The following is a 17,517-nucleotide window of genomic DNA, read 5'->3' as shown; positions in this document are numbered from 1 at the left end:
CTCCTATAAGAGCTGATATTTAGTTTCCGCCAAGCGGTACAGGGGTCGCCAAACGAAGCGATTCGTCAGCACCACTAGGAGAGACATCACAACGGTGGACGCTAGCAACAGCGGAAAATCAGCCTTCACACTGGCTTCAGAGATAATTGCACCTAAGCCCAACGTCTGCTCCGTTTGGTTCTGAAACTCAACGTACTCACTGACAATGCTGGAATTCCATGCCCCCCCCACAGCGGTAATAATCCCCGTAATCAGGTAGGGGAAAATGCCCGGCAGAATAACAGTGCGCCAGCGTTGCCACCACGAGAGTTGATAGATCGTTGCCGCCTCAAATAACTCCGTGGGAATGGCCTGTGCCCCAGCAATGACGTTAAAGAGAATGTACCACATTGTCCCCAGCATCATTAATGCCACAGCGCCAATTTCTAACCCCCCCCCTAAGTTGGCCAACGCTAGCAGGAGCACCGGAAACAGCGCCGTTGCTGGCACTGACGCAGCAATTTGCACCAAGGGCTGGAGCACCTGCGCCGCCCGTGGATTGCGGCCAATGGCTACCCCCACTGGCACGGTCCACAATAGGGATAAAACTAGAGCAACACTGACCCGCACCGTGGTTAACACCGCACCAATGCCGATGAGTTGCCAATCGCGGATGCTGACGGTCGTCATTTGCACGGCTGAGGCAATGGTGCCCCAACCGACCACAGCAACAAACAAAAAGAACACGATCGGCAAAATAGGCACACTATGACTGCGAGGGGGAGCAGCGGTCGTCCGCTGTGCCCCTTTAGGGCGCAGGTAATTGTCTAGCCGTTCCCACACCGGCGTAAAGACCGTTTGATGAAAGGCACGCAGGGTGGGCGATCGCCGCAGAAAATCTAACACAAAAGACTTAGGCGTACTTTCGGCCTCGACCATCTCTATTTTGAACTTTTCCCCCCAAGCAATCAGTGGCCGCCAGACCACAATATCAACCGCAATAATGACACTAATGAGCACCGCCAACCCGTAAACCAAGGCGGCATAGTCCTGCTGGTTCGCTGCCTCTGCAAGGTACGAGCCTAACCCCGGAAGCGTAAAGGTTTGCTCACCAATGGTAAACGACTCGATCGCCATCAAGAAAAACCAGCCCCCCGCGACCGACATCACACTATTCCAGATCAAACCAATGGCTCCTGCGGGTAAGTCCAGCGTCCACACCTGCTGCCACCAGCCCAAGCGGTAGATTTTGGCCACCTCCCGCAATTCTCGCGGCACACTGATGAGGGATTGGTAAAAGCTAAACGTCATGTTCCAGGCCATGCCAGTATAGATGAGAATAATCGCCGCTAACTCCACCCCTAGGCGACTTCCCGGAAAAATCGCAATCAGCGCTAGGACAACGCCGGGCAAAAACGACAGCACTGGAATTGACTGCAAAATATCCAGTAGCGGTAGCAAAATCTTTTCGGCGGTGCGGTTGTAAAACGCCAAGTAAGAATACAACACACTAAACACTAAGGAAATGATGTAGGCAATTAGCATCCGTAGGAGCGTCTGCGCCGTATAACTGGGTAAGACGCTGGGACTGAGCTGAATGGTGATGGTAGGGTCATAGCTAGCGGTGAATTTTGCCGCCGTGTTCACAATCCAGAAAATAAGCGTAATCAGGGCAAGAATAATCAAGCCATCTTGCCACGTCCATGAACGGTTCAGAGTTTGATTATCGGGGGTGAGGGGGCGTGCCATGCGGTTCCTCCACGGGGCATCTTCACGAGGCAAATTATATCGCTCCACCGCCAATGTATCTGAGTGGGGCAATACAACAGCATCACAGCGGCATCTGCTAAAGGTTCCTTTGCAGATCTTTCCAAAAGCAGATGCGGCATCGCAGTTAATCTCAACTGATCGAATATTAGAGATTGGGCTTGGCGATCGCAGCCATCTCATACCAAGTTGCTTCTTGATAAGGATGAATGGCAGTTGGCTCAACACCCAAACAATCGCTCAAGCTACCTAACGGCCAAGATCAGCAGTTGCAGAGATCTTCAACGCAGCCCCGATCGCCCGTCAATCCGCTGCACTGTAATGCTAGCTGGAACACGGAACTGTGTAGGGGCGTCTTGACAGCGCCTTTATGAGTCCGTTTATGGACTGCGTAAGAATCCCCCACCTTTAGGTGGTGGGAGTGTCAAATATTGGCAAATCCTGATTTGCTCTTTTTGCCGGAAGTGTAGCTAGGGGCAAATCGCCTAAGCGGTTGATGAATGTTCGGGATGATAGGCTGCGGCCTCTAAGCGGCACCCCATATAGGCAAGGGTGTAAAGCTCCTTCAGATCCTGAATGAGCGGGTAGCGGGGATTGGCTCCCGTACACTGATCGTCAAAGGCTAGCTCTGCCATTTCTGCTACTTGATCGTAAAAAATTTGATCTTCACTATGCAGTGTTTCCTTAATGGTAGCTGGAATCTCTAGCTGAGCTTTCAGGTCTTCGATCGCCCCAATCAGCCGTTCGACTTTTTCCTCTGCCGTTTCACCCCCTAGGTGCAACGCATCGGCAATCTGGGCATAGCGTTCTTTGGCCTGCGGATACTTATACTGCGGGAAGATTGCCTGTTTCAGGGGAGCATCCGTCGCGTTATAGCGAATGACATGGGAAATTAACAGGGCATTGGCTAGACCATGGGGGACATGGAAGGTAGATCCGAGCTTGTGCGCCATGGAGTGACACACCCCCAAAAAGGCATTGGCAAAGGCCATCCCCGCGATGGTAGCGGCATAGTGCACTTTTTCGCGCGCTTCTGGATCGGCAGCCCCATGGCGGTAGGCGCGTGGCAGGTAGGCAAACAGCAGCTTAATGGCTTCTAGGGCTAATCCTTCGGTAAATTCCGTGGACAGTACCGACACGTAAGACTCCAACGCGTGGGTGAGGGCATCAATGCCACCGTAGGCCGTGAGTTTTTTCGGCATGTGCAGCACCAACTCAGGATCCACAATGGCCATCGTGGGGGTTAAGGCGTAATCAGCTAAGGGATACTTAATCCCCACGCGGTCATCGGTGACAACAGCAAAGGGGGTGACTTCTGAGCCGGTACCCGAGGTGGTAGGAATGGCGACCATGATGGCTTTTTGTCCTAAGGGAGGCAATTGATAGACCCGCTTGCGGATATCCATGAAGCGCATGGCCAAGCCGTCAAACTCGACCTCAGGATGCTCGTACAAAAGCCACATGACTTTGGCTGCATCCATGGGGGAGCCACCACCAACGGCAATGATGACATCTGGCTGATACTGTCGAAGCAAGGCAAGGCCACGGTTAACCGTGCTCAGGGTGGGATCTGGCTCTACCTCGTGGAAAATATCGTGTTTGATCCCCATTTCCTCAAGGACATGGGTAATGGGATCGGTAATACCTAGGTCAAAAAGGGGTTTATCGGTAATTAAAAAGGCGCGTTGTTTGCCGTCTAAATCCCGCAGTGCCACAGGTAAGCACCCAGGTTTGAAGTAAATTTTAGGTGGCACCCGGAACCAAAGCATATTTTCGCGGCGATCGCTCACGGTTTTGATATTCAGCAAATGATGGGGGCCGACGTTTTCGGAAATGATGTTGCCGCCCCACGTGCCGCAGCCCAGTGTTAAGGAGGGATCCAGCTTAAAGTTATACAGATCCCCGATCGCCCCTTGGGAAGACGGCGTGTTAATGAGTACCCGTGCAGTTTGCATCCGATACTTAAAGTAGGCAATATCATCTTGATTACGGGGATCGGTATAGAGAACGGACGTGTGCCCCATCCCTCCAAAGTTGACTAGCTGCGCTGCCATCTCAACCCCTTTATGGAACTGGGGAGCGCGGTAGAGTGCCAAGATCGGACACAGTTTTTCGTAGGCAAACGGCTCTTGGACACCAATCTCGGTAACCTCTGCCAACAGCACCCGCGTCTGTGGGGGTACCTCAATGCCAGCCATAGCAGCAATACGAGACGCTGACTGACCGACAATAGCGGCGTTCAGGCGGCCATCTTTCAAAATGAGTTGCCCAACCCGCTCTTGCTCCTCTGGTTTGAGGATATAGCCGCCCCGCCGTTGAAATTCGGCTTTCACTGCCTCATACACGTCATCAACCACAATGACTGACTGCTCCGATGCACAAATCATGCCGTTGTCAAAGGACTTACTGAGCAAAATCGAGCTAACAGCGGTGGCAATATCGGCAGTGGCATCAATGAGGGCAGGGGTATTGCCAGCCCCCACCCCAATGGCGGGATGGCCGGAGGAGTAGGCGGCCTTAACCATCCCCGGCCCACCCGTTGCCAAAATCAGCTTGATCTCAGGGTGTTGCATGAGTGCCTGCGACAATTCAATGGTGGGTTCATCAATCCAGCCAATGATGTCAGCAGGGGCACCCGCCGCCACTGCTGCCTCTAGGACAATCTTGGCGGCCTCAGCCGTACAGGCTTTGGCACGAGGATGGGGAGAAAAGATAATGCCATTACGAGTTTTCAGGCAAATCAGGGCTTTGAAAATCGTGGTCGAGGTGGGATTGGTGACCGGCACCACCCCCGCCACAATGCCTACGGGTTCAGCAATTTTTTGGATGCCAAAGAGGGGATCATCTTCAATCACCCCACAGGTTTTTTCCTCTTTGTACTTGTTGTAAATAAACTCTGAGGCAAAGTGGTTTTTAATCACTTTATCTTCGACAAGCCCCATGCCAGTTTCGGCAACCGCAGCCTTGGCAAGGGGGATGCGGGCTTGGTTAGCGGCCATTGCAGCCTGATGAAAAATATGATCGACTTGGGCTTGGGTAAACTGGGCGTAGCGTGCTTGGGCGTCTTTGACGCGCTGGATGAGTGCTTCTAACCCCGTCAAATCCTTGACCGGTGCATAGCTGGTGGTGGCAGTCATTGGCTACTCCTTAAACCTTCATCAAGGGATTATTGAACTGTGAGATTGTAGTCACGAAAGATGGCGATCGCCCGGGCAACATCGTCCGGACTGGCGGCAGGGGTGTCATACAATTGATAGGGCAACCCTAACTGCTGCCATTTGTATTCCCCCATTTTGTGAAAGGGCAGGACTTCAACCTTTTCGATATTGCGCAGACCAGCAACAAATTGGGCGAGGCCACGGATGTTGTCCGGATCGTCCGTGAGGCCGGGCACTAGCACAAACCGAATCCAAGTGGGTTTGTGAATCTGATCGAGGTAGCGAGCCAACTCAAGGGTGGGTGTAATGGCGACACTAGTGACCCGCCGATAGGTATCTGGCAAGAAGGATTTAATATCCAGCAACACCAAGTCAGCAGCCGCTACCACTGGCTTGGCCACATCTAACACCACATAGCCAGAGGTATCCAAGGCCGTGTGTAACCCTAGGTTATGGCAGCCCTCAAAAATTTCGCGGACAAACTCTGGCTGCATTAAGGGTTCGCCACCACTGACGGTAACCCCCCCCTGCCGCAGGTAAGAGCGGTAGTGCTCAATGTCGTTGAGCAGTTCTGTGACGGTGACCGGTTTGCCTTGATGGGGTTCACGACAATCAGGATTATGGCAGTACAGACAGCGCAGCGGGCATCCCTGAGTAAAAATCACGTAGCGGATCCCTGGGCCATCAACCGTGCCACAGGTCTCAACGGAGTGAATGTAACCGATTGTCTGCTGCTCGGGCAGAGTTGACACCATAGGTACCTCAAGGGAAATTGAATTGGTGTGTTACCACTGGACAACAATGCTGAAACCTCTTGTGGTGAATGAATTCATAAGCCGGTTTACGCTGTTTGGGACTCTTGATACAGTCTCAATGACGGTAAATTGGAGAGGGACAAGCAACTAATAATAGCTAATAACAGCAATTTCAAATATGTCCCTAAATCCATTATAAAAGAACGATCCAGAGAGAATTCATTCCTTAATCAAGACTTTATAAAGGCCAGAGATTGCTGAGAATTGCTGATTTGCTTAATATTTGCCCGGAATAGTCTGATTCCTTGCCACTGCTGATTTAGGCATTGTTTAAGTGAGGCGATCGCATCGTTAGGAATGCACCTCACTTTAGATTATATAAAATTTATCAACGTCTATTTTCTGATTTAAGTTTCTGTAGCGGTGTGACCTATTTGCTGGCAATTAATTTGCACCAAACAAGCTGTTTCCTAGCACCATGCCCATAGGGTAGCTTTACCGAAAAAACGCCGTAAAGCCCCTAGCTTTAGCTATGGGGATATAAGGCGCATATTGTTTTATCAAGCTGAGTCTGTGATAAAATGGAGCCATGAGAGTCATAGAAGCCAAGCTAAAGGGCACACAAGAGCAATATCAGTCTCTGGACGAAGCCATCCGTACCGCACAATTTGTGCGCAACAAGTGTGTACGGCACTGGATGGACAACAAGGGTGTGGGCAGGAATGACCTCTATTCCCACTGCAAAACCTTGGCTCAAGAGTTTGATTTTGCTAAAAAGTTAAACTCAGCGGCAAGGCAGGCAAGTGCAGAGCGAGCTTGGGCTTCCATTTCTCGCTTCTATACCAACTGCAAAAACAAGGAGGCAAAGAAGGGATACCCCAAATTCAAGAAGCATTGCCGCTCTGTAGAGTACAAGCTATCGGGTTGGAAGCTGTCAGGGGATGGGATGTCCATCACCTTCACTGATGGCTTCAATGCAGGTACATTTGCCTTGTACTGCAATGGAGAGGCAAGACAGTATATCCTCAACTCTAAAATCAACCGAGTGCGGGTGATACGCAGGGCAGATGGGTACTATGCTCAATTCTGCTTGGATGTAGAGCGCAAAGAGCAAGGACAATACACAGGCAATGTCATCGGTATTGACTTGGGGTTAAAACACTTCTACACCGACCAGAACGGAAACACGGTCGATTGTCCTAAGTTTTTAAGACGTAGTGAACGGAGGTTAAAGCAACACCAACGCAGGTTAAGTAGGACGTTCAATAAAGGAGCCAAGCCTCAGTCCAAGAATTATCACAAGCAAAGGAAAAAACTAGGCAAAGTACATCTGAAAGTTCAACGCCAACGTAAAGACTGGGCAATCAAGCTTGCTCGGTGCGTAGTGGCATCTAACGTTCGCCTTTGGCGGCGCGGAGCGCTTTGTCGTGGTGTATGAGGACTTGCAGGTGAAGAACCTAGTCAAGAATCATCATCTTGCCAAATCCATCCATGATGCTAGTTGGTCTCAGTTCACCCAATGGCTGGACTACTACGGGAAGGTGTGGGATAAGGCAGTAGTGTCAGTACCGCCACAATACACCACACAGGACTGTACTCATTGCGGTCATAGGGTGCCAAAAACTCTATCCACTAGAACCCATAGTTGTCCTAAGTGCGGGTTTGAGTTAGACAGAGACCAGAACGCGGCTCTGAATATCTTGAAAAAGGGGCTAAGCATCTTGGGGATGGAATGGCAAAACGGTACCTTAGGGCATAAGGGAACCGCCTCGCAAGAGGGAACGCTTGGGGAGAGATGTACCGCTGCTATGGAAGGGCAACCTAACATGGTAAGTGCGCTCGTAGAACCAAGAACAAGAATCCCTGCTCTTTAGAGCGGAGAGTATGTCAACACTAGCCCCACGGTGTGGTTCAGTGAAAGAAGCAGTAGGCAGGGGTTAACCCCCTGCCAAAATGGGTGTCTCGGAGGTTCTGATGAATGTTTTTGTGCTGTGTACCGGTCGTTGCGGCTCGGTGACCTTTGCCAAGGCCTGTAGCTATATGACGAACTTCACTAGTGCCCACGAGTCGCGCACCTTTCTGCTGGGAGGCGATCGCCTCGCCTATCCGGATCAACACATCGAAGTGGATAATCGCCTCTCATGGTTTTTAGGCCGCTTAGATCGTGCCTACGGCGATCGCGCCTTCTACGTGCATTTGCGCCGGGATGCAGCCAGTGTAGCCCGCAGTTATCGCGAACGCTATGGTATTTGGATCATGAAAGCCTACCGGGAAGGTATTTTGCTGAACCTCCCTGCCAATGCAGATCCCCTTGCCGTGTGCTTAGACTACTGCGACACGGTTAACAGCAACATTGAGTTCTTTTTGCGCGATAAAACCCACACCATGACCATTGACCTAGCGGAGATTGAAAACCGCCTTTCCGCAATTTTGGCGCTGGATTGGTGCCGAAGGAAACCTAGAGGCTGCCTTGGGATGTTTTCAGACGCGGCACAATGCCTCGCATTTTATTCCAGCCACCACGATCGATGATGCGCGGCGTTTTCTAGGGAAATTCCTGCGGCGTAGGTCAGCTAGTATTTAGGGGTGACTCTTTAGCCAGTCTTTGAGCGCTAGGACAAGGCGATCGCACTCTTGGGGCAAGGTAAAGTAATGCACACAGGCGCGCACCGAAGGAGGATATAGCAACTCCCGCACAAGAATATCTTGGGCTTCGAGATCCTGCACCAGTTGGCGGTGTTGACCATTGGCAAGCTGAAAGGACACGAGGCCGGAGGGAGGAGGCACTGGACTGAGGCAGGTTAAGCCCGCAATGCCCTGCAACTGTTGCCATAGGTACTGGCTAAGATAACAAATGCGACGGTAGCGATCGCCAACGCTGCCCCATTGATCGTGTACCCCAACAGCCGTGGTGAGGGCACTGACCAAGGAAAATGCTGTGGTAGCCACTTCAAAGCGGCTGGCATCCTCTTTCCAGCCAGCGGGTTGCGCATCCCGGGTCTGATGAATGCCCCGCCAGCCCACAAAGGTCGGTTCAAGGGTTTCGATGCGATCGCGGCGGATATACAGTCCACCCAGACCCGCAGGCCCACAGCACCACTTATGCCCCGTAAACGCATAGTAATCCACCCCCAAGGCAGGTAGGTTCAGGGGCACCATTCCCACACTCTGGGCGGCATCCGCTAGCACTTGAATCCCCTGCTGATGGCATAACTGCACAATGTCTTGCAGGGGTAATAGCTTACCGGTGTTCCACAGCAGATGACTGATCACCACCAAGCGAGTGCGGGGATGAAGCCGCGCTGCAATGGCTGTCACATCGTCCTCACACCATGGCCAGAAATTAACCCGATCCACCACCACTCCTAAGCGCCGCTGCAACTGCTCAGCAATGGCCACTACTCCGGGATGCTCACAGTTCGAGATCAACAGATGATCCCCTGCTTGCCAGTTAATACCCCAGAGAACGATATTGCAACCACTGGTCACTGAATCCGTCAGAGCTATTGTGTCGGGAGTGGTGTTGAGTAAATCGGCGAGGGCTTGGCGTAGGTCTTGTAATTGCTGCGCGAGCCATGGGAAGACTCGATTCGCAAACGGACCTTGCTCTTGGATGTGGCGATCGCTTTGGATCAGCGCCTGCCATGTCTGTTGGTGCAGTGGGCCTTGGCCACCGTAATTGAGATAGGTTTTATTCAGCAGAGCCGGATAACTGTGGTGATAAGCGTTGAGGGTTTCAAGATCCATAGCGTGTCTCACGAGGGCGGCAGCGTGGTTGAAGCGCCACAATGGCGGCAATAGGGAAGGTGGCGATAGGTGGGCTGTTGACAGGACGGGCAGGGCAGCCACTGCAAGTAACCACAATGGGGACAGTGGCGATCGCCGTGCTGTAATCGCTTGCCACAGCGGAGACACCGCTGCTTTTGCGCCCGCCCAGCCGCTTGGCGGTGGGGGTTGAGGAATAGCGCCTGTGCCACCTTAATCAGGCCAAAGCCAACCACAGGAATGATCAAAATATAGAGGTAGCGCACCAGAAAAAGGAGATCACCAAACAGGGTCACCACCAGCTCCGACAGCCAGCGGAACAGCACCCCCACCTGCAACAGTTCAAAAATTTTCAGGATCAGCGGGATCAAGAAAATGACCAGTAGGTGCCAACTCATCAGCGCCACCAAGCCGTACTGGTGGCGATCGGCGTAGCGGTTGACCCCCCACGCCACCCCAATCAAGGGGACTAAAAAGAGCGCTTGCAGCAAAAACCGCAGGCTAGGGTACCAAAACTGCGAGTGCTGGTACTCAGCCTCAAGGGTGGCAAAGGTGGCATCGTTAGCTAAAAACTGTAGGAATGTTTGGCTCGATGGCTCATTCAGAATCGTTTGCTGAAGAGCTGCCTTCTCTTGATTTAGGGTGGCGATTTTGCGGTTGTTGGTCTCTAGGGTCGCCTTGGCTTTAGCGGCTTCTACTAGGTTGATGGATTGCTCTGTGGGTTGGCCTGCTAATTGTTCAAGCAGCGTTGAGTCATACTCTTGGCGAATCTGCTGGTTAGTGGCTTCGAGGCTATCGATCTCCTGCTGCTTTTGCCTCAGTAGGCGGAGCCGCTCCTGATTGACTGTCGTGTTCACTGCATCCTGATAGCGGGCATAGGTGACACAACTCTCAGAGATTTGCCCCAATTTCCCGACAGCACTCTGCTCTAGAGCTTCTAGAAAAGTAGGGGGTCTCGTCTCAGAGGGTTGGGGAAGGGTATCGCGAATTTGCTGCTCGATAAACTGCCAGTGGCGATCGCCCCCCGTTTGCTGGCGATAGGCCTGCCATGGGGCATAGCACGGCTGTGCTTGGCTCGGACTCAGCAGCCAGTTGCCAATTTCCGCTAGGCCACTAAAGACATTAATGAGGATAAAAATATCCACCAAAATAATGACGATTAAACTTACCCGATTCAGGGGTTCGTTATTGACAAGGCGCGATCGCCGCCAGAACGTGCGCCAGCCCCGCCGCAACTGCCGGCCAATCGTCATAACAGGGCATAGCCAAACGCTAACTTCACTCGCTCAAGAGTGGCATTGGCAACGGTCGCGGCTTGATCTCGGCCGGCCTTCAGTAACCCTCTCAAATAGGTGAGATCGGTCATGATCTCGCGGTAGCGTTGCTGAATCGGCTCAAGCGTTGCAATCACCGCATCCGTTAGCAAGGGCTTAAACTGTCCCCAGCCCATCTCAGCGCACTCAGCCGCCACCGCTTCCTTGGTTTGTCCTGTTAACACTTGGTACAACCCCAGCAAATTATTTGCTTCGGGACGCTCTGGATCGTCAAAAACCAACCCTCGGATGGGGTCCGTTTTACAGCGCTTAATTTTTTTGCGAATCTCGTCGGCAGAATCCAATAGGTTAATGCGACTCATATCCGACGGGTCTGACTTCGACATTTTCTTGGTGCCATCGGTGAGGCTCATCACCCGTGCCCCTGCCTTAGCAATGAAGGGCTCCGGTAGCTTTAGGATGGGTGGTTGGTTGCGGGCAAACAGATAATTGACCCGGGCGGCAATATCGCGGGTCAGCTCTAGATGCTGCTTTTGATCGTCGCCCACGGGAACCAGATCAGCATCGTAGAGCAAAATATCTGCCGCCATCAGTACCGGATAGTCCAGCAGCCCAGCAGCGACATTCTCCCCCTGCTTGACGGCCTTTTCCTTGAACTGGATCATGTCCTCCAACCAGTTGAGGGGCGTGATGCAGTTCAGCAGCCAAGTTAGCTCAGCATGGGCACTGACGTGGGACTGCACAAAAATGGTGGCATGGTTCGGATCAATGCCACAGGCAAGGTAGAGAGCAGCAACGGTATAGGTATTGGCAGCCAGTACCGTTGGATCGTGGGGCACCGTAATGGCGTGCAAATCAACAACACAGAAGTAATTTTCGTAGTTTGCCTGACCGGCCACCCAATTGCGAATAGCCCCTAAGTAATTGCCAAGATGTAAACTTCCCGTGGGTTGAACCCCCGATAACACCCGTTTTTTGGTCACCCGACTCTCCCGTGATGGCTCCTTTTCTATGCTACTGGGGACTGTCACCCCTCCGGCGATTGCCCTAGGGATTCTAAGCAAGCAGCGAGGCGAAAACAAGACAAAATGTAAAGAAGTTCTGTATCCTCTGTCGAAACGTAACAGTGAGTAACAGTGGACGGATGAGGGTTAAGAGGGTTGGCTAGAGTGGAAACGAGAGATCCTAATTATCATAGCAACTCTCCTATCCGTTTACGTTGAGGTCGAACCACCATGATTCAGCCACCGCGCTGGCGATCGCTCCCCGTGTTCATAACCGGCATAGCCTTTTTGGGAAGCAGTGCCCTGTCAGTAATGGCGGCTCCTCGCGGACGTGGGCGACCGGCCGGCAACCCACCTCGTGGCCCTGTTGATATCACCCCCCGTGGCGGTGTAGATGTCACCCCGGCAGCGCCACGCTACCGCTACAATAACGCAATTGTTAATCCCCGCTGGAATCCAGGCTTAGGCAACTGGTGGTGGAATGGGAGTCGCCCTTGGTATCCCAATCGGGTATATTGGGGCGGGGGCTTTTGGGGGGGTATCGTTGCCGGAGCAGTTGCTGGGAGCGTGGCAGCAGAACAGTCGGAACCCACTGTAGTTGTGACCAGTCCAGGAGGGCAGTTGCTCTCTAGCTACAGTTTGATGCAGGTACCCTGTAATAGCGCGAACACCTCCAACTTAGTAGTGATCCGCGGGCCAGAAGGGAGTGTCATTTGTGCCCAACCCACCGCTATGGTACCCAGCGGTGTCTATATTGTTGATCCAGAAACGCTATCCCTTGTGCCGCAGTAAGTCATGTTTGGTGTTTGGATCAAGAATAACCCTGTCCCAACGTCCCATCACGCGGGGTAACGGCTGGTGCCTAAGCCGATAGACCCCCTAGCTCTGTATCTTAAAGGATGACTGGATGATGCGCAACTCACTCTCACTCCTCAACTATCCCCTTGCTGTTGGGCGAGGAGTGCTCATTACGCTGCTGTTGGCAGCACTGGTTAATCCGCTGCCTGCCCTTGCCAATCGCGGCGGCGGGCGGGGCAACCTTGGCGGGGCGCTTAACCGTGAGCGCAACCTTAGTAATCGTGTAAACCGCAACAACCTTTGGAATCTTGAGGGCAACGCCAACATTAACCGGAATGTCATTCGCAACCGCAATAATCGCCCGAATAGTATTCGCAACATTGATCGGACAAACCTTAACATTGATCGCCGTAATCGCAACTGGAATAATATCAATGTTGACCGGCGTAACCGCAATTGGAATAACGTTAATATTAATAATCGCAGCTGGCGAAATAATCGCTGGAACAATAACAACATTATTGTGAACCCACGTTGGCGACCGGGCTGGAACCACTGGTGGTGGAATGGGAATCGGCCATGGTATCCAACACCTCGTTACTGGGGGGGTGGCTTTTGGGGCAACCTTGCCATTGGGCTGTCCTCTGCCGCTGTCGCTGGCGCAGTGGCAGGCAGTATTGCTAATGCTAATAACAACCCACAGGTGGTGGTAGTGAATAATAGCCCCGGCGGCCAACTCCTGAGCAGCTATGAACTTGTGCAAGTCCCGTGCTCAACTAGTGCTAATTTAGTTGTCATTGCTGGACCGTCCGACAGTGTTATTTGTGCCCGCCCTACCGCTGCGGTGCCGGCAGGGTTCTACACGGTAGATACTGCTAATTTGGCGCTCATTCCAGATGTCTAGGCAATGTCTGTTGACACTCCCACCGACTAACGTCGGGGGATTCTTACGTAGTCCACAAACGAACTCGTAAAGGCGCTGTTAACGCAATACCTTCATCGCATTAGCCAAATCACCTGCCCCTAGCAAATGCGTTTGTAGAACCTAGCTCAAGGCGTATTGCGCCGCACAACCCAACTGGTAATGGTACCGCCCGGTGTCACCCCCAAATGCACGGTGGCAATTTCTAGGATATGGCCGTGGCGGTTACGGAACTGAAAGGCACAGACATCCACACCAAAGGGCTGACAGCCAATCAACTCACTAAACCCTTGGCTAATGAGATAAGCCACAATGGGAGTGGTATTCGTGACCTCTAGCATAACTGGATTGACAACAGGCTGCCACCCGCGGGCAATCAACTGCTCACGCGCCTCTGGATAGTTCATCCCTTGGCGTAGGCGGGGCAAGCGTTGGGCAAAGGCACCGGGAGCAAGACCGACACCGGCCATGAGCAGACCAAGGCTGACAAAGCGTTGCACAAGGGTATAAGGCATAGCAACAAAAGGGATGCGGCTTGGTAGCGTCCTACGGTGGTTGCCGTTGTTTTATGCAGTTTGCCGCTGGCCACCCGTTTCTAGGTGAAGCGATCGGTCACCGCCCCCAAGCTACTGGAGGAGACCAACTTGGCATACTTTGCCAACACCCCACGGGTATAACGCGGTGCGGGGGGGTGCCACGCTGAGCGCCGCTTAGCGAGTTCCGCCTCACTGACATTGAGCTGAAGTAGTCGCTGATGGGCATCAATGGTAATTGAGTCTCCCTCTTCCACAAGGGCAATTGTACCGCCGACGGCTGCCTCTGGCGCAACATGCCCCACCACCATGCCGTAGGTTCCCCCTGAGAAGCGGCCATCGGTAATGAGGCCAACGCTATCGCCTAAGCCAGCGCCAATGATGGCGGAGGTAGGGGCAAGCATTTCCCGCATTCCTGGTCCGCCCACTGGACCTTCGTAGCGAATAACGATAATATCGCCGGGATTGATCGTGTTGGCTAAAATTGCATCTAAACAGGCTTCTTCAGAGTCAAAGACGCGCGCAGGGCCAGTGATTTTGGGGTTCTTGACCCCAGAGATTTTAGCAACAGCCCCTTCGGTGGCCAAGTTGCCTTTGAGGATAGTCAGGTGGCCGGTGGAGTAGAGCGGTGTCTCGAAGGGACGGATCACATCTTGGTGAGGGTCAGGCGTGTCGGGCACATGCCGCAGTCGCTCGGCAATGGTCTCGCCGGTAATGGTGATGCAGTCGCCGTGCAGCAGCCCATGGTTGAGCAGCATTTTCATGACTTGGGGAATTCCCCCCGCTCGATGCAGATCGGCGGTGACGTATTTGCCGGAGGGTTTGAGGTCGCACAGGACGGGCACCCGCTGGCGAATGGTCTCGAAGTCATCGATCGTTAAGGGCACTTCGGCACTGTGGGCGATCGCCAGAAAGTGTAGAACTGCATTGGTTGAGCCACCCACCGCCATAATCACACTGAGGGCATTTTCAATAGACTGGCGGGTAATAATATCGCGGGGGCGTAGGTTTTGACGAATGGCCTCCACAAGAACTTTACCAGCCAGTTCCGTGCTGTCAGCCTTTTCTGCGTCCTCAGCGCTCATGGTGGAGGAATACATCAAGCTCATCCCCATGGCTTCAAAGGCAGAGGACATCGTATTAGCGGTAAACATGCCGCCGCAGGAGCCAGCCCCCGGACAGGCATGGTGTTCAATAGCGTGGAGGGTGGCATCACTCATTTTGCCAGCACTGTACTGCCCCACCGCTTCAAAGGCGCTCACCACGGTGAGATCATTCCCCTGCCATTGACCCGGCTTAATGGTGCCACCATAGACAAAAATGGCTGGAATATTCATCCGTGCCATGGCGATCATCGCGCCCGGCATATTTTTGTCGCAACCGCCGATTGCCAACACCCCATCCATACTCTGGGCGTTACAGGCGGTTTCAATGGAGTCGGCAATGACATCCCGCGAGACGAGGGAATACTTCATGCCTTCGGTGCCCATCGAAATCCCGTCGCTGACGGTGATGGTGCCAAATAATTGGGGCATCCCCCCTGCGGCGCGAATCCCTGCTTCGGCACGACTAGCGAGGGGGGCAATGCCCATATTGCAGGGGGTAATCGTGCTATGGGCGCTGGCAACGCCAACAATGGGCTTACTGAAATCCTCGTCGCCAAACCCAACGGCTCGCAGCATTGCTCGGTTGGGGGTGCGCTGAATGCCTTCAGTAATAATACGACTGCGCCAATTGTCTGCCATGGTGTTCCTGCGATCGGCTTGCAAAAATTCAGTTGGATATTGTTTTATTCTCTCCCACGGGTGGGCGATCGCTCCAGTGGCCAAGCCAAATAAAAGAGTAATGCCAAAAACAGTCCTAAGCCTGAAAGGTACTTCAAACTATTGGGAATGAGCGGACTGGGTGACCAGAAGCCTTCAATAATCCCAGCAATAACCAAGAGAGGCACCACCCCAAACATCAGTTGAGCGGCCAAGGTACCATTGCGTTTCAGGGCGCTAAAGCGACGATACCGCCTTGGAAAAAGCAGTCCTTGCCCCAGCAGCAGCCCCGCCGCCCCCGCCAGAAAGATCGCTGGCAACTCAAGGGCACCATGGGGGCTGACAAACGCCCAAAAGGGATACGAGAGATCATTTTGTGCCACAAAGGCGGCGATCGCCCCAATGTGAATCCCATTCGTCCAAAGAATGTAGAGGGTGCCCAACCCGCCGAAAATCCCCCCCGCAAGAGTTGCAACGGCCACACTAATGTTATTGGTCATGATGGAACTAGAGGCCAACGGCTCAATGCCCACAATAGACCCCATCCACAACTTGCCTTGATCCTCCACCAAGGAAATAATGTTCGGGGGCACCACCAGTTCCATAAATTGGCGATCGGCCCATGTGTACCACCAACCCATCGCCAACGCCACCATAAATACACCAACGGCCACGGCTGTTTGCGGCCACGTTTGCTGCACCACGTCGGGAAACCCCCGCTGAAAAAACCAGAGCACCTTACGCCAGTCTTCCGGCTGCCTTCCCTGATACACTTGGCTGTAGCTGCGCAGCGTCAGACCTTGCAAATAGTTGACAAGATGACTGCCGAGCCGTCGGGTTTTTGCCCGTGCCAGATCCGCGCTAACCAAGCGGTACAGCTGACTCAGGCGACAAATGTCCGCAGCAGACAGAGCGCCAATCCCCTTAGTCTCAGCCCGGTTGAGCAATTGCTCTAGCTCAAGCCACTGTGCCTCCTGCCGCATCAACCAGCGCTCAACATTCATCGGGTGTCTCATCCATCGCCGCTAAAAAGGCTTCCAGTTTCTTGCGGGGAATATAGGGCCAGCCGCCGTTGCGTTCGATTTCCCTGAGGAGCTTGTACAGAGCTTGGCGGTTCGTGGGCAGTACCGCCTGAAACTGATTGTCACAAATATCGCGGTGCAGCTCTTCAAGCAGCCGCAGCAGCGCCAGCAACTCAACCACATCCCCCGCTGCCTGTTGTGCCGCAGTGCGAATCCTGAGGGCGAGTTCCGTTAACTGCTCAGAGGGAGCCGAGGGAGTTTTGACATCCTCCATCGTCCTAAAAGACGGGGATTCCCAGTCTGGTTGCATTAAGCACCCTCCTGATGGATAAGCGGACTGGATAAGCGGATCATCGCCAACTGCCTCCAAGGAGGTCTGACACTGACTCACGCGCTCATTCGGCCGGCATCGTCCTGCCACCAAAATATTGTTGCTGGCATTCTCGTCTCTATCGTGTTCAGCCCCACAGTTGAGGCGCAGCACAGACCGAATAGAAAATTTTAACTTCCCCCACCGATAACTGCAACAGGAGCAGATCTGAGAGGTGGGATCCCATCGACTGATGACTCTCACGTCCCGGTCTGCAATCATGTTGGACTTAGCCTCACCCATGGTTCTGATTTGTCGCCACCCAGCTCGACTCATAGCCTTGGCGAACCGACGATTCGTGACCATACCAGAGCTGACTTCAGACAAGCATTTCCGCTCATCAGTCGTCTTCGCCTAGGTGATGCAGACCTTCTGCAACTCAGCGATGCTCAGCCATGTCTCCCCTT

Annotated in this window: 13 protein-coding genes and 2 pseudogenes; 4 read left to right on the top strand and 11 right to left on the bottom strand. The window is 53.2% G+C overall.

The window, feature by feature from the left end:
- Positions 1-3 precede the first annotated feature (3 nt).
- The 3 genes from BRW62_RS12290 to pflA all read right to left on the bottom strand — a co-directional run bounded on the left by BRW62_RS12290 (position 4) and on the right by pflA (position 5,659).
- Positions 4-1,728 carry an ABC transporter permease gene (locus BRW62_RS12290; RefSeq protein ID WP_099799651.1) on the bottom strand — a complete coding sequence of 575 codons (1,725 nt, stop codon included), beginning with the start codon at positions 1,726-1,728 and terminating at the stop codon, positions 4-6.
- 503 nt (positions 1,729-2,231) lie between these two features.
- Complete coding sequence (adhE, locus tag BRW62_RS12285; protein WP_099799650.1) at positions 2,232-4,883, bottom strand: bifunctional acetaldehyde-CoA/alcohol dehydrogenase; 2,652 nt, start codon at positions 4,881-4,883, stop codon at positions 2,232-2,234.
- A 29-nt stretch (positions 4,884-4,912) separates the two neighbouring features.
- Positions 4,913-5,659, bottom strand: a complete 747-nt coding sequence (pflA, locus tag BRW62_RS12280) for a pyruvate formate-lyase-activating protein (RefSeq protein ID WP_099799649.1) — start codon at positions 5,657-5,659, stop codon at positions 4,913-4,915.
- Between the two features lie 589 nt (positions 5,660-6,248).
- On the opposite strand from pflA, the pseudogene BRW62_RS12275 reads away from it, so the two are divergent.
- A pseudogene (locus tag BRW62_RS12275) lies at positions 6,249-7,533 on the top strand (RNA-guided endonuclease InsQ/TnpB family protein).
- 100 nt (positions 7,534-7,633) lie between these two features.
- Entirely contained in the window at positions 7,634-8,191 is a 558-nt protein-coding gene (locus BRW62_RS12270) for a hypothetical protein (protein ID WP_198406050.1), read from the top strand.
- Positions 8,192-8,239: 48 nt separating this feature from the next.
- Here the strand turns inward: BRW62_RS12270 and BRW62_RS12265 are convergent, their stop codons facing one another.
- The 3 genes from BRW62_RS12265 to trpS are packed head-to-tail and all read right to left on the bottom strand — an operon-like array spanning position 8,240 to position 11,681.
- Positions 8,240-9,406 (bottom strand): aminotransferase class V-fold PLP-dependent enzyme, encoded by a 1,167-nt coding sequence (locus tag BRW62_RS12265; protein ID WP_099799648.1) that lies wholly within the window; start codon positions 9,404-9,406, stop codon positions 8,240-8,242.
- Between the two features lie 8 nt (positions 9,407-9,414).
- Complete coding sequence (locus BRW62_RS12260; RefSeq protein ID WP_099799647.1) at positions 9,415-10,677, bottom strand: hypothetical protein; 1,263 nt, start codon at positions 10,675-10,677, stop codon at positions 9,415-9,417.
- Entirely contained in the window at positions 10,674-11,681 is a 1,008-nt protein-coding gene (gene trpS, locus BRW62_RS12255; RefSeq protein WP_099799646.1) for a tryptophan--tRNA ligase, read from the bottom strand. The genes BRW62_RS12260 and trpS overlap by 4 nt, the downstream gene beginning before the upstream one ends.
- A gap of 252 nt (positions 11,682-11,933) precedes the next feature.
- On the opposite strand from trpS, the gene BRW62_RS12250 reads away from it, so the two are divergent.
- Both BRW62_RS12250 and BRW62_RS12245 read left to right on the top strand, forming a co-directional pair.
- The gene (locus tag BRW62_RS12250) at positions 11,934-12,494 is read left to right on the top strand and encodes a hypothetical protein (protein ID WP_157768373.1); all 561 of its coding nucleotides are present in this window, start codon (positions 11,934-11,936) and stop codon (positions 12,492-12,494) included.
- 115 nt (positions 12,495-12,609) lie between these two features.
- Positions 12,610-13,404, top strand: a complete 795-nt coding sequence (locus BRW62_RS12245; protein WP_099799644.1) for a hypothetical protein — start codon at positions 12,610-12,612, stop codon at positions 13,402-13,404.
- 146 nt (positions 13,405-13,550) lie between these two features.
- Here the strand turns inward: BRW62_RS12245 and BRW62_RS12240 are convergent, their stop codons facing one another.
- The 5 genes and pseudogenes from BRW62_RS12240 to BRW62_RS15395 all read right to left on the bottom strand — a co-directional run.
- On the bottom strand, positions 13,551-13,937 hold the full coding sequence (locus BRW62_RS12240; RefSeq protein WP_099799643.1) for a hypothetical protein: 387 nt from the start codon (positions 13,935-13,937) through the stop codon (positions 13,551-13,553).
- Between the two features lie 80 nt (positions 13,938-14,017).
- A complete protein-coding gene (ilvD, locus tag BRW62_RS12235) occupies positions 14,018-15,700 on the bottom strand; it encodes a dihydroxy-acid dehydratase (protein ID WP_099799642.1) in 1,683 nt (560 codons plus the stop codon).
- 44 nt (positions 15,701-15,744) lie between these two features.
- Entirely contained in the window at positions 15,745-16,722 is a 978-nt protein-coding gene (locus BRW62_RS12230) for a stage II sporulation protein M (protein ID WP_099799641.1), read from the bottom strand.
- The gene (locus BRW62_RS14250) at positions 16,712-17,050 is read right to left on the bottom strand and encodes a hypothetical protein (protein WP_227517693.1); all 339 of its coding nucleotides are present in this window, start codon (positions 17,048-17,050) and stop codon (positions 16,712-16,714) included. The genes BRW62_RS12230 and BRW62_RS14250 overlap by 11 nt, the downstream gene beginning before the upstream one ends.
- Before the next feature lie 126 nt (positions 17,051-17,176).
- Positions 17,177-17,386 (bottom strand): annotated as a pseudogene (locus BRW62_RS15395) (zinc ribbon domain-containing protein); the annotation flags it as partial.
- Between the last annotated feature and the right edge of the window lie 131 nt (positions 17,387-17,517).

Origin of the sequence: Thermostichus lividus PCC 6715 (genome assembly GCF_002754935.1) — a bacterium.
Classification (GTDB): Bacteria; Cyanobacteriota; Cyanobacteriia; order Thermosynechococcales; family Thermosynechococcaceae; genus Thermosynechococcus; species Thermosynechococcus lividus.
The sequence above is the reverse complement of the archived record's forward strand: the minus strand, read 5'-3'. Positions and strand labels throughout refer to the sequence as shown.